The 12,160-nt window shown below is 41.9% G+C and carries 15 protein-coding genes; 1 reads left to right on the forward strand and 14 read right to left on the reverse strand.

The features are described 5' to 3' along the window. Positions 1 to 50: 50 nt before the first annotated feature. The 11 genes from ttcA to ccoN form a co-directional block, all read right to left on the reverse strand. Positions 51 to 983, reverse strand: coding sequence for a tRNA 2-thiocytidine(32) synthetase TtcA (gene ttcA / locus DD616_RS11555; RefSeq protein WP_013856889.1), 933 nt, complete (start codon positions 981 to 983; stop codon positions 51 to 53). 142 nt (positions 984 to 1,125) lie between these two features. After that, complete coding sequence (gene uspE, locus DD616_RS11560; RefSeq protein ID WP_094164298.1) at positions 1,126 to 2,073, reverse strand: universal stress protein UspE; 948 nt, start codon at positions 2,071 to 2,073, stop codon at positions 1,126 to 1,128. 127 nt (positions 2,074 to 2,200) lie between these two features. After that, entirely contained in the window at positions 2,201 to 2,953 is a 753-nt protein-coding gene (gene fnr / locus DD616_RS11565) for a fumarate/nitrate reduction transcriptional regulator Fnr (RefSeq protein ID WP_010320258.1), read from the reverse strand. 88 nt (positions 2,954 to 3,041) lie between these two features. Continuing rightward, positions 3,042 to 3,722: a sulfite exporter TauE/SafE family protein gene (locus DD616_RS11570; protein ID WP_208871703.1), complete on the reverse strand. Its 681-nt coding sequence runs from the start codon at positions 3,720 to 3,722 to the stop codon at positions 3,042 to 3,044. After that, a complete protein-coding gene (gene ccoS, locus DD616_RS11575; RefSeq protein ID WP_013856892.1) occupies positions 3,719 to 3,889 on the reverse strand; it encodes a cbb3-type cytochrome oxidase assembly protein CcoS in 171 nt (56 codons plus the stop codon). Before ccoS ends, DD616_RS11570 begins: the two co-directional genes overlap by 4 nt. After that, positions 3,890 to 6,262, reverse strand: coding sequence for a heavy metal translocating P-type ATPase (locus tag DD616_RS11580; RefSeq protein ID WP_064625187.1), 2,373 nt, complete (start codon positions 6,260 to 6,262; stop codon positions 3,890 to 3,892). A gap of 3 nt (positions 6,263 to 6,265) precedes the next feature. Next, on the reverse strand, positions 6,266 to 6,745 hold the full coding sequence (locus DD616_RS11585) for a FixH family protein (RefSeq protein ID WP_017042885.1): 480 nt from the start codon (positions 6,743 to 6,745) through the stop codon (positions 6,266 to 6,268). Positions 6,746 to 6,831: 86 nt separating this feature from the next. After that, complete coding sequence (gene ccoP / locus DD616_RS11590; RefSeq protein WP_013856895.1) at positions 6,832 to 7,809, reverse strand: cytochrome-c oxidase, cbb3-type subunit III; 978 nt, start codon at positions 7,807 to 7,809, stop codon at positions 6,832 to 6,834. Next, complete coding sequence (locus DD616_RS11595; protein ID WP_010320252.1) at positions 7,806 to 7,982, reverse strand: CcoQ/FixQ family Cbb3-type cytochrome c oxidase assembly chaperone; 177 nt, start codon at positions 7,980 to 7,982, stop codon at positions 7,806 to 7,808. Before DD616_RS11595 ends, ccoP begins: the two co-directional genes overlap by 4 nt. A 9-nt stretch (positions 7,983 to 7,991) precedes the next feature. Next, entirely contained in the window at positions 7,992 to 8,606 is a 615-nt protein-coding gene (ccoO, locus tag DD616_RS11600) for a cytochrome-c oxidase, cbb3-type subunit II (RefSeq protein ID WP_013856896.1), read from the reverse strand. A gap of 12 nt (positions 8,607 to 8,618) precedes the next feature. After that, entirely contained in the window at positions 8,619 to 10,046 is a 1,428-nt protein-coding gene (ccoN, locus tag DD616_RS11605) for a cytochrome-c oxidase, cbb3-type subunit I (RefSeq protein WP_026027333.1), read from the reverse strand. Positions 10,047 to 10,304: 258 nt separating this feature from the next. On the opposite strand from ccoN, the gene DD616_RS11610 reads away from it, so the two are divergent. Beyond that, on the forward strand, positions 10,305 to 10,667 hold the full coding sequence (locus DD616_RS11610) for a hypothetical protein (protein ID WP_208871704.1): 363 nt from the start codon (positions 10,305 to 10,307) through the stop codon (positions 10,665 to 10,667). 228 nt (positions 10,668 to 10,895) lie between these two features. On the opposite strand, the gene DD616_RS11615 is transcribed toward DD616_RS11610, so the two are convergent. The 3 genes from DD616_RS11615 to matP form a co-directional block, all read right to left on the reverse strand. Next, the gene (locus tag DD616_RS11615; protein ID WP_013856900.1) at positions 10,896 to 11,231 is read right to left on the reverse strand and encodes a hypothetical protein; all 336 of its coding nucleotides are present in this window, start codon (positions 11,229 to 11,231) and stop codon (positions 10,896 to 10,898) included. Positions 11,232 to 11,359: 128 nt separating this feature from the next. Beyond that, positions 11,360 to 11,674, reverse strand: a complete 315-nt coding sequence (locus DD616_RS11620) for a DUF3634 family protein (RefSeq protein WP_208871705.1) — start codon at positions 11,672 to 11,674, stop codon at positions 11,360 to 11,362. Positions 11,675 to 11,688: 14 nt separating this feature from the next. After that, positions 11,689 to 12,138 (reverse strand): macrodomain Ter protein MatP, encoded by a 450-nt coding sequence (gene matP / locus DD616_RS11625; RefSeq protein ID WP_026027109.1) that lies wholly within the window; start codon positions 12,136 to 12,138, stop codon positions 11,689 to 11,691. Positions 12,139 to 12,160 lie beyond the last annotated feature (22 nt).

Genomic DNA, 12,160 nt, shown 5'->3' on the forward strand with positions numbered 1-12,160 from the left:
TCAATAGGGCTGCATTCGCAGCCCTTACTCGTTTTATCTTTGTAGGAATATCAAAGATTGGTGACATCCAACTTCAAACTAGGATCAAACTCCATCACGCTATCCTCATCTTCGAGCGCTAGGATTGGCATCTCTTCTTTATCAAAACCAATGTCGCCGCCATTAATAACGCCTGAATCACGGTTAATCGACTTAAAGTCAAACAACTTGAAATCAGCCAAATGGCTAGGCACTACATTTTGCATTGCACTAAACATGGTCTCGATGCGCCCAGGGAACTGTTTATCCCAGCCATTTAGCATTTGCTTAATGTTTTGACGTTGCATGTTTGGCTGAGAGCCACATAGATTACATGGAATAATCGGATACTCTCGCATGTTCGCATATTTGATAATGTCTTTTTCACGACAGTAGGCTAGAGGGCGAATTACCACATGTTCACCATTATCAGACACAAGTTTAGGTGGCATTCCTTTGATCTTTCCACCATAAAACATGTTCAAAAATAGCGTTTCTAGAATGTCGTCACGGTGATGGCCTAACGCAATTTTCGTCGCACCGAGTTCTTTGGCTGTACGGTACAAAATACCGCGGCGTAAGCGTGAACAAAGTGAGCAGGTGGTTTTCCCTTCAGGGATCTTATCTTGAACAATAGAATACGTGTCTTCTTCGACAATTTTATATTCAACGCCTAGCTGCTCTAAGTACTGCGGCAGAATGTGTTCAGGAAATCCGGGCTGTTTTTGATCAAGATTCACGGCAATAAGCTCAAAGCTAACAGGGGCACTTTTCTGAAGGCTCATTAGAATATCCAGCATGGTAAAGCTATCTTTACCGCCAGAAAGACATACCATAATACGGTCGCCATCTTCAATCATATTAAAGTCAGCAATGGCTTGACCCGTATTACGACGGATACGCTTCTGAAGTTTATTGAAATTATATTGTTGAGCTTTGGTGCGCTCTTGAATTTGCTCAGTCATCAGTGTCTGGTCTTTAATCTTTAAAACAAAATAGAGTGCGTATGATACGGATAAATAGCGCAGATGCCAGATCTAACAAGTAAGGAAGATAAAAAATCCCCCTCGTCTATGACAAGGAGGATCGATGATAGATCGGGCCATTTTAAATAGAGGTTTTAGGATCTAAAGGGCTCACGTAGCCATGCGGCTTTAATGCTAAAACATCACAGTTAATTTTATCAATGACTTGTTCTGCCGTGTTGCCAATAAATACCGCAGATAACCCTGTACGCCCCGTCGTACCAAGAATAACCATCGCCGCATTGAGCTTTTCAGCTGCTTGAGGAATGACGTCTTCAGGCAAGCCTTGCTCTACAAGTGTTTGCGATTCATCTATACCATGCTTTTGTCGCAATGCTTTCATTGCCATCAAGTGGTGACCACGAACAGCATCAGTGTAGGTCATTGGATCAAACTCGGGCAACTCAATGGTAATATTCGCAGGCGTAATAGGGTATGAATTGACCAGATAAGGCGTCGCACCTAAACGAGTGGTGAGGCTTTTTAGTTGTTCAACTATGCAATCATTTAAATCAATATGAGCCGGATTTTCTGACCCCACATGTACCGAAGCGATTATATTCGCATTCTGTGGCCAATCTGAATTTTTAACCAATAGCACTGGAGTTGGGCATTTACGCAATAAGTGCCAATCTGTCGGTGTAAAAATAACGGATTCAAGGACATCATGCTTGCGCGTCCCTTTGATCAGAATGTCATGTTCTCCGTAAAATATCTCAGCAATAATCGCTTCATAAGGGCGGTTATGCCACACCACTTTTACTTCAAATTGGATCGAACTATCAATATACGGTTCAGCTACTTTCCTCATCCATTGCTCGCGCTGATGGATAACACCACGTCGCATAGCATCACGTTCATCAACAGAGAGCATCGACGTCATGTCATAAGAGAAATCATAAATAGATAGGAAAAATGTAATGTGGCTAGAAGACGTGCTTTGCTGTGCTAACTGTATGGCTCTGGCAAGGGCGGGTTGTTCATCGTGGTTGATGTCAGCAACCACCAGAATCTTGCTATAAATACTCATATCGACTCCTTAATTATGGAGGAGGGCGTTAGAGTTACTTTAGCTCATAACCAGCGAGAATTTTAGAAAAAAAGAGAGTTTTTAACAGAAGTATGACGTAGCTCATTTAAGAGCTACCTCATTGAAGTTACTTAGTTTCTTTAGATACGCCTGCCAGTTCCATCAGTTGGTCATGGTCAAGGATTGTGATGTATTTGCCTTTAACGCTAAGGATTTCGGACTTCTGAAAACGGCCGAGTAGACGACTGATCGTTTCAACAGTAAGACCAAGGTAGTTACCGATATCACCACGAGTCATTGTCAGACGAAACTCTCTAGGGCTAAAGCCGCGCTGAGAGAAACGAGTCGACAAGTTATAAAGAAAAGCCGCCAATCTTTCTTCTGCATTCTTTTTAGATAGCAGAAGAATCATCTCTTGGTCGCCCTTAATTTCATTACTCATCAAGCGCATAATTTGCTGACGTAACTTAGGCATTTTACCCGAAAGATCATCAAGAATTTCGTAGGGTATTTCGCATACCATTGATGTTTCTAGAGCCTGAGCAAAGCTAGGATGAGAATCATCAGTGATCGCGTCAAAACCAACTAAATCACCCGCTAAATGAAACGCAGTGATTTGTTCATCACCTTGCTCAGTAATGGTATAACTTTTAATTGTACCTGAGCGAATAGCGTAGAGAGACTTAAGGTCGTCACCAGCTTTAAATAGCTCTTGGCCCTTTTGGATAGGTTTTTTACGCTCAATAATTTGATCAAGTTGATCAAGTTCAGATTCATTGAGAGTAAAAGGAATACAAAGCTGGCTAATGCTGCAATCTTGACAGTGAATTGCACAACCACCAGATTGAATGCGCTTTGCCGCTGGCTTATCAGAAATCATAACAACCTTTCACTTTTTGATGTACATCAATATTTTAGCACCCATTACCCCTAAAGGATAGCGAAAAAAGATGCCATAAATCAGACAGCTACCACGTAGATGATAAAATACTCACTGCTCCATAACCCGTGTATAGACCATAGAGTATGATAAAAATCGCAGCAAAATGACGAAATATGAATGATTGTTGAATGTTCTTCAAACGGGTCGCGCCATAACCAACAAGAAGCATCGCAGGTAAGGTTCCCAAACCAAAAGAGGCCATAACCAATGCCCCTGACAGCGCACTACCGGACACCACAGACCAAGTCAGTACCGAGTAAACTAGCCCACAAGGTAACCACCCCCAGATAAACCCAAAAGGGAGAGCGAACCACGTTTTCCTCAGCGGGAGCAATGATTGCCCAAAAGGCGAAATAAAACTCCAGATTTTTTGCCCAACCTTCTCCAGCTTCAACAGCCCAAACCACCAACGCCCAACATACAATCCAAGTACAATCATTAGGCCTGCCGCAATGAGCCGCAACCAAATCAACGCATGATTAAGTGTAGAAAATTCGGATAGCGAGGCGGCGAGGCCTCCTAATAAACCGCCAAACAGCATATAGCTGGCAATACGCCCAAGGTTGTAAAAAACAAGCAGTATTGGGAGTCGATCACTGCGTTTTTCACCGAAGGTCAAAAGAGAAGCAATTCCGCCACACATTCCCATACAGTGGCCAGCTCCAAGTAAACCGATAAAGAAAGCACCAATCCAATCTGCGGTCATTTTTTCTCTTCTTTTGATGAGGTAAGTTCATCTTCATCAAACAAAATATTGTGTCCTTGGCGTTCTAAATCTTCAAACTGTTCGCTCTTTACTGCCCATAAAAAGATGATGACGGCGATCGTAACCAAAACGATCGCTATGGGGATCAATATATAAAGACTTTCCATCTACTTATCCCTCTTTTTGAGTAGTCGAAGAGAATTAGATACCACAATAATCGAACTCGCCGACATGCCCACAACGGCAATGTAAGGAGCAACCAGCCCCGCAACGGCGAGTGGCAAAACAATAATATTGTATCCAAGTGACCACGCTAAATTTTCCCGAATGATTTTGCGAGCTTTTAACGCTAAGCTTCTGGCTTCCAATAATCTGTCGAGTTTATCACCAAGTAAAACCATATCAGCGGATGCTTTTGCGACATCGGTTCCACCACCCATAGCGACTGATAAGTGCGCACCAGCAAGCGTTGGCGCATCATTAATGCCATCGCCAATCATCATGGTGATATCATCATCTGGTAACGACTTTAAGTAACTCAGTTTATCTTCTGGTTTGGCATTCGATACGACAATATCGATGTCCATTTCGGCGGCCACACTTTGGGCATTAAGTTGAGAGTCACCCGTTAATAGCGTGATCTTAATTCCTTCCTGATGGAAACGATCGATAAATTGTTTCGCTTCACTACGGATAGGATCGCGGTACGTGAAGGTCGCAATGTGTTGCCCGTTGAGCGACAGATAAATACGATTTGCTCGATCATCACTGATGTCGTTCAAAACAAATTCGGCGCTGCCGATACGAACATCGCCGCCTAAATATTTACCTTGAATACCAGACCCAATCATATTCTGCACATGCTCAACACGAAACTCGTCATTACGATATTGCGCAAACGCTCTGGCAATGGGGTGATTGGCATGATGCTCCAAAGCAGCGGCTAGCGCCAAACAATGGTTTTCGTCTATATCACCATGCAACTCAACGTCACTAATTTCGATATCACCACGGGTCAACGTTCCCGTTTTATCAATAATCAAATGGTTAACTTTACAAAGTGTTTCAAAGACATGGTTTTTTCTCAATAAAATACCAAAGTCACCCATTCGTGATGTAGCGCAAGTGATAGCTGTAGGGGTGGCAAGAGAAAGCGCGCACGGGCAGGTTGCCACTAAGACCGCTAACATGATCCAAAATGCATCTTCAGGTTTTGTCTGGTGCCAATAAAACCAAGTGGCTGCTGCAATAATCAAAATTACAGCCACAAAATATCTCGCGACAATATCAGCAATTTCTGCAATCTTAGGCTTAGACATTTGAGCTTCATCTTGCAGTCTAACAATATTGGAAATAACGGAATCCGCTTTAGATGCAGTGACTTCCAACTCGAAAGACTCATCGCCATTTAATGTACCAGCAAAAACAGCATCACCGACTGTTTTGACAACGGGTACTGATTCACCGGTCAACATTGATTCATTAATATGAATACGCCCATTCAACACTCGACCATCAGCAGGGACGTGTTCTCCAGGCAACACGCGAATTCGATCACCAAGAGCTAGAGTTTTTACAGGCACTTGACGGCCATCCAACGTAGTTGCAACCGCAGGGATCAATTTCAGTAAATTGCCGCTAGCCGCCGCGGCTTTTCTACGCGCACGCATCTCTAAAAATCGTCCAACCAGTAAGAAAAAGGTAAACATTGAAATGGATTCAAAAAAGACTTCGCCTTGTTCAGTCACTGTCGCTATCAGACTAGCAACATACGCAAAAATAAGAGCGATAGAAACAGGGACATCCATACCTAATGTTCTGCCTCTAATGCTTCGCCAAGCATTGAGGTAAAAGGGAAGGGCAGAGTATAAAAGTACGGGGGTTGCAAAGATCAAGCTAACCCAACGAAAATAATTGCGAAACTCAGAATCTAGATCACCGAAGACCTCAAGATAGAGCGCCACAGCAAGCATCATCACTTGCATGGTGGCTAGACCTGCAATACCCAAGCGATAAAGATATTGCTTCATTGATTGATGGTAGGCTGCCTCATGTGCGTCTGCTTCAAAAGGGGCAGCCTTATAACCTAATTTATGAATAGTGGAGAGTAATTCACTGAGTCGTGTTTGTGTCTTATCCCAACTGAGTAAAGCACGGTTGGTAGTGGTATTGACCCTTATCGAAATTACCCCATTTTTATGAGAGAGTTGTTTTTCAATTAACCAAGCACAAGCCGCACAGGAAACACCTTCTAACGATAACGTTACTTCGGACGTTTCGTTGTCGTTACGAACGAACTCTGCTTGTACATCGTCATTATCATAATGAATGAGTGCTTTGAGCTGCTCTGGCACAAGCTCCACTTTATCTGCAGTGGTCGTTCGGTATTGGTAATAAGATACTAGGCCACTCTCTACAATGGTTTTAGCCACGGTTTCACAACCGGGACAACACATATCTCTGCTTTCACCTAGAATATCAACTTTATAGTCCGTGTTGGCTGGTACATCTTCACCACAGTGGTAACACGCTTTGCACATAGTTTAATTCATTAATTGAGTAGAAGTTGGCATTGGAAACGTTACTCGACCTTGGATTAACCACTCCTCATTGTGAGGAGTGAGTTCGATGAACCAAGGGCCTTGTAACGGGGCAGGCAGGGTAATGCGATATATACCTTGTGCATCCGATGCGACAAGTTGTGTGAAATCACGGTCTGGCAGTGTCCGATGAGCAAACATCATTTTAATCGCGGGGTAGTGTTCAAGCTCACCTTTATTAAATTTGAAGATAATATCATTACCCTCAGAGTAGACTTCCGAGCTGAGCTTTAATGCTTTCGCTTCGTTAATTTTTGATAGGTCAATATTAATGCCTTTGCCTTTTTTGTAGTAATCCTCTGTCACCAATGACACTGAATTCTGAGAAAAGACGATAACCGTTGCAATCGTCCATATCACCACAGTTAACGGTAAGATGATCAGAAACCACGGCCAGAATTGTTTATACCAAGGAGTTACCATAAAAAAGTTCTCAACAACAAAATAAAGAAGGCTTATTAAAAAGAGAAGAAAGACAGCCCTAATAAAGAGCTGCCTTTGTTGTGCAATTAGTTCTCTGTATTGCTTAAACTCCACACGTAAGCAGCAACCAGTTGAACTTTATCTTCACCGAGAATGTCATTCCAAGCAGGCATAACACCTGATCGGCCATGCATGACCGTTTGAGTAACATCGGCTCTTGAGTCACCAAATAACCAATCGTTATCAGTAAGATCAGGTGCTCCAAACGCAGGGTTACCTTTACCATCCGTACCATGACAAGCGGCGCAAACGACGAAGCGAGCTTTACCTGCTTCCGCTTCTCGAACGTTCACAGAACGCCCAGAAAGGCTTAGGGTATAACTCACCACTTCCTTCACACCTTGCTCACCGAGGACATCTTTCCAAGCTGGCATTTGTCCAATACGACCATGGCGGATAGTGGTCACAATCGCTTCTGGTTCACCACCATATAACCAAGCATTATCAGTTAGATTCGGAAAGCCTTTTTGACCACGAGCGTCAGAACCATGACACTGAGAGCAGTTTTGTAAGAATAAACGCTGACCAACCTTCAATGCATCAGAATCTGCTGCAATTTCAGGAATAGGGCGTAAATCCGAACCGCCGCCAGTATAAGCTAAGCGTTTAAATGCTTCACCAAAGTAGGTATTTGCGTCATCTAACTCTTTTGCATACTGTACTAACACTTTATTGTTTTGCGCATTTGCAATCGAGGCTTTGGACTCATCAAGAGAGCGAATGGTTTGATCTGAACTTTGCCAACCAAGTACACCTTTAAAACTACCTAACCCGGGATAAAGGGTCAGATAGATAGCGGCAAAAATAAACGTACTAATAAAAAGATAGGTCCACCATTTAGGCAGAGGGTTGTTGAGCTCACGAATACCATCGTATTCATGGCCCATATCCGAGCCTTCTTCCACTCCCATTTTGTCTTTTAAACACCAAACGAGCAGAATCGCACAGCCCAGCAAAGTTCCCACCGTAATGATGATGACCCATAGACTCCAAAATGTCGTCATTGTTTAGTCACTCCTTGTTCCTTAGAGGATTTGGGCTGTTCATCGGCAAAAATGAGGTTAGCCGCTTCATCGAAACGAGCTTTACGGTTTTTGCCATAGGCCCACCACACTACGCCTATAAAACAGACGAACAGCACTATGGTCCAAATACTGTGAATAGTACCGATATCCATAACTACCCCTTACTTCATTGCGTGACCAAGAGATTGAAGATAAGAAATGATTGCATCCATTTCTGATTTCCCTTCGACATCTTTTGCTGCATTCGCGATTTGTTCATCGGTATACGGCACACCAAACTGATTACGGAATAATTCAAGTTTGCTTTGCGTAAGCTTGCCGTCCAACACATTTTTTGCTAGCCAAGGAAAACCGGGCATGTTTGATTCAGGAACCAGTTCGCGAGGATTAGTCAAGTGAACTCGATGCCATTCATCAGAATAACGACCACCAACACGAGCCAAATCAGGCCCAGTCCGCTTCGAACCCCACACAAATGGATGCTCCCAAACACTTTCACCAGCCACCGAATAATGACCATAACGCTCCGTTTCGGAACGGAATGGGCGAATCATTTGGCTATGGCAAACGTTACAACCTTCGCGAATATAGATATCACGGCCTTCAAGTTGCAGCGCAGTGTAGGGCTTAAGATTTTCAACAGGCTCAGTAGTTTGCTTTTGGAAAATCAATGGCGTGATTTCAACCAAGGCTCCCCAACTGATGGCAAAAATAATGAAAATAGCCAGTAAACCGACATTACGTTCGATGATTTCATGGCGATTATTAGAACTCATTCTTTCATCTCCTTATGCCGGTTGAGGAATAGCTTTTAAGCTATTATCTGGTGCAAAAACCGTTTTATACGTGTTGTAAGCCATCAGGAACATACCTGCTAAGAAGATAAATCCACCAATGAATCGAACGGTATAGAATGGGTAAGAGGCTTGGACAGACTCAACAAAACTGTACGTTAACGTACCGTCAGAGTTAACAGCACGCCACATCAGGCCCTGCATAACACCTGAAATCCACATCGCAACGATGTAGAGCACCGTACCAATAGTCGCTAACCAGAAGTGAGCATTGATTAGACCAACAGAGTACATACGCTCTTGGTTAAATAGGCGAGGGATTAAATGGTATACCGAACCAATCGACACCATTGCAACCCAGCCTAGAGCTCCAGAATGCACGTGACCAATGGTCCAGTCGGTGTAGTGTGACAATGCGTTAACTGTCTTAATCGACATCATTGGTCCTTCAAACGTAGACATTCCGTAGAATGACAATGAAACGATGAGGAATCGTAAGATTGGGTCATAGCGCAGTTTATGCCAAGCACCAGATAACGTCATAATCCCGTTAATCATCCCGCCCCATGAAGGAGCAAACAACACCAACGACATCACCATGCCAAGTGACTGAGTCCAGTCAGGCAGAGCAGTGTAGTGTAAATGGTGCGGACCAGCCCAAATGTAAAGAGAGATCAAAGCCCAAAAGTGAACAATCGATAAACGGTATGAATAAACAGGGCGTTCAGCTTGTTTTGGTACAAAGTAATACATCATACCAAGGAAGCCGGCAGTAAGCAGGAAACCCACCGCATTATGACCGTACCACCACTGAACCATAGCATCCACCGCCCCAGCGTAAACTGAATACGATTTACCCATAGAAACAGGGATTGCCATGCTATTTACAATATGTAATACAGCAACAGTAAGGATAAAAGCTCCGAAGAACCAGTTTGCCACATAGATATGTGCCGTCTTACGTTTGACGAGTGTTCCAAAAAACACTATCGCATAAGATACCCATACAAGAGCAATGGCGATATCAATTGGCCATTCTAATTCCGCATATTCTTTACCGGAGGTATAACCCAAAGGTAAAGTTATTGCTGCAGATAAAATAATGGCTTGCCATCCCCAAAAGGTGAAGGGCACAAGAGGACCACCAAATAGACGAGTTTGACAAGTACGCTGAACAACATAATAAGATGTTGCAAAGAGGGCACTTGTACCAAACGCAAAAATAACCGCATTAGTATGCAGAGGACGTAAGCGACTGTACGTCAACCACGGCGTATCAAAGTTTAGCTGTGGCCAAACTAATTGAGCGGCAATCAAAACACCTACAGCCATACCAACAATACCCCAGAGAATAGTCACTAAGGTAAATTGCCGAACAACTGTATAGTTGTAGTTTTGTTCAAGCTGCTTTTCTTGGCTCATTTGCATGCTTCCAATTTCTAATTAACTACACTTTACTTCCAACACGACACATGTCGTAATGCCCCCCAAATCCACAATAGAAATACTGCTTTATCATAACGTTACTATCTATTGCTGACTTTAAAAAAAAGTGGCATTTTCAACCGTCAACTATACTGCAATTAACAATTCAATGACAGAGTAGTAACCTTACAGTTGTTCAGGATTTGGCCTTTTATTTCAAAACTTTGAAGTTTGTTACACGAGGAAGGAAGCATCATGGCTTCAGAAAAGCTTACAAAACACAGGGTTGCTCAAATACTAATCACATTACTCATTCTTTTGGTCGCTTTTTTCTGGAGGACTTTTTCTTATCAAAACGTCGACATGACGAGCTGCACTCCAACGCCAAATTGTTCTGTATTTGTAAATGAACAGGAAATTATAGTGATTAAAGATGATAAAAACCCAAATCAATACATAATTGGGCCACGAATTCCTGAACTAGAAATACATACAAATGGAACACTTATTCAACATTCCGACCACTGGATAATCCAACCAAACTCACCCAATAAACCTATAACTTTCAAGATAATTGGAAAAGATCCTCGATATAAACTCTTACTAAATAATAACTAGAATGAAATCTTCGATTATCAGACTAGTTATTAGGTATTTTATGGTAAATACTGATTATGTTTAATGTCATGAGGATAGATAGAAAAGAGGAAGGAAATATTCGTACACTAAAATATGATCATTTGCAATTTAACATAATATACATAATGCGCACTCTGATTTATTAACCCTCATAGCAATTGAAACCATACATCCAAATTTTCATTTCACAGTGAAATCACACCTTACTCATAACTCTGCTGCATTGATTTGTATCCGTATGTATTTCTCTGGAACTTTATATTTAAATTTTTTGCCTATCTTAATTTTAGATTTTGCTTTCGCGCAGATTTGGTAATCACCGTTTGTCCCAACGCCTACAATTTCTGCATAACTTTGAACATGCTTCATTTCGATCATCACGTCACAATATCCATCAAGCTTAGATCTATATTTTTTAAGAGCTTTCAGCGTTTGCTGTTTTATTGATTTCGCGACAGGATTACTTTCTGAATCGTCGGCATAACCCTTTGAACAGAAAACTACTATCACTAACGAAATGATAACTACACAGATTTTTTTCATCGTCGAGAACCTTTACAGAGACTTCCATCATGATATCAGCGAGTTATAAATGGACGATGTGTAAAGTTAATCGTTTCGACGATGTTCGTTTTTTAATGAAAACAATCTGTAACTTAAGAATGGCAGACTCAATGTGACTTCTTGGTTCGTTGCTCTTTTGTATGAAATCCCTGATGAGGAAAAACATTGCGAATACGCTGTTGAATTTTTTTAGGTACGTCTTTAGAAAAAACCAACTTAACACCCGTTCTCTGCTGGTAAACTTTCAGTTCGCCGCTCAAATCTGTCTTTTCAGCAATCTCAGTCACATTATGTTTAAAACTTGGAGGGAAATGACCTTTAACTTGTGCTACGACACCATCTTTGAATTTAACTCTCAATATAGGCCGATCAACAGCGACTAACCAAAAGATAACTGCAGCAGCCAGAATGACATACAACATTTTTATCTCCTTTCTTATTCAGACAGTAATTTACTTAAATCTTCTTTTAAACTTGAGACGGTTCTACTCGCTTTTTCGCTACGAGATGCTTCACTTAACAGGTATTCAATCGCGTCAGACAAAGTGCAACCAAGCTCATTGGCTCGATATGATAGTTTTTCCCACACTCGATAATCGAGATCGATAGATTTCTTTCTGGTGTGTAGTTGCTCGGCATTAAAGTGGCGTTTGCGTTTGGCTCTAATTGCTTGCTTGAGTTTATTACTCAGTTCAAGTGACATGTGCTGATCAATCCACCCAAGAACCAGATTGGGTTCATGCTCTATTTTTTTTAACTGTTCAATTGCAGCTAGAGCTTCACTTTTGTCTACATAACGAGTGATTGTTTCGCCATCCTTCCACTTATTAATTAAGTATTGCCACTTCCAACCCGATTCCAAATTTTCAAGCTGTTGATATTTCATAACGTAAAATCCATGCCAAGTT

The sequence above is a fragment of the Vibrio anguillarum genome, assembly GCF_003390515.1.
GTDB lineage: Bacteria > Pseudomonadota > Gammaproteobacteria > Enterobacterales > Vibrionaceae > Vibrio > Vibrio anguillarum.

What these genes read in the sequence shown, in the direction of transcription:
- ccoN (WP_026027333.1), bottom strand. Translation starts at nt 10,046, where the DNA reads ATGAGCCAAGAAAAGCAGCTTGAACAAAACTACAACTATACAGTTGTT.
- DD616_RS11610 (WP_208871704.1), top strand. Translation starts at nt 10,305, where the DNA reads ATGGCTTCAGAAAAGCTTACAAAACACAGGGTTGCTCAAATACTAATC.
- DD616_RS11595 (WP_010320252.1), bottom strand. Translation starts at nt 7,982, where the DNA reads ATGGATATCGGTACTATTCACAGTATTTGGACCATAGTGCTGTTCGTC.
- matP (WP_026027109.1), bottom strand. Translation starts at nt 12,138, where the DNA reads ATGAAATATCAACAGCTTGAAAATTTGGAATCGGGTTGGAAGTGGCAA.
- DD616_RS11620 (WP_208871705.1), bottom strand. Translation starts at nt 11,674, where the DNA reads ATGTTGTATGTCATTCTGGCTGCTGCAGTTATCTTTTGGTTAGTCGCT.
- ttcA (WP_013856889.1), bottom strand. Translation starts at nt 983, where the DNA reads ATGACTGAGCAAATTCAAGAGCGCACCAAAGCTCAACAATATAATTTC.
- ccoS (WP_013856892.1), bottom strand. Translation starts at nt 3,889, where the DNA reads ATGGAAAGTCTTTATATATTGATCCCCATAGCGATCGTTTTGGTTACG.
- DD616_RS11570 (WP_208871703.1), bottom strand. Translation starts at nt 3,722, where the DNA reads ATGACCGCAGATTGGATTGGTGCTTTCTTTATCGGTTTACTTGGAGCT.
- ccoO (WP_013856896.1), bottom strand. Translation starts at nt 8,606, where the DNA reads ATGAGTTCTAATAATCGCCATGAAATCATCGAACGTAATGTCGGTTTA.
- fnr (WP_010320258.1), bottom strand. Translation starts at nt 2,953, where the DNA reads ATGATTTCTGATAAGCCAGCGGCAAAGCGCATTCAATCTGGTGGTTGT.
- DD616_RS11580 (WP_064625187.1), bottom strand. Translation starts at nt 6,262, where the DNA reads ATGTGCAAAGCGTGTTACCACTGTGGTGAAGATGTACCAGCCAACACG.
- DD616_RS11585 (WP_017042885.1), bottom strand. Translation starts at nt 6,745, where the DNA reads ATGGTAACTCCTTGGTATAAACAATTCTGGCCGTGGTTTCTGATCATC.
- uspE (WP_094164298.1), bottom strand. Translation starts at nt 2,073, where the DNA reads ATGAGTATTTATAGCAAGATTCTGGTGGTTGCTGACATCAACCACGAT.
- ccoP (WP_013856895.1), bottom strand. Translation starts at nt 7,809, where the DNA reads ATGACGACATTTTGGAGTCTATGGGTCATCATCATTACGGTGGGAACT.
- DD616_RS11615 (WP_013856900.1), bottom strand. Translation starts at nt 11,231, where the DNA reads ATGAAAAAAATCTGTGTAGTTATCATTTCGTTAGTGATAGTAGTTTTC.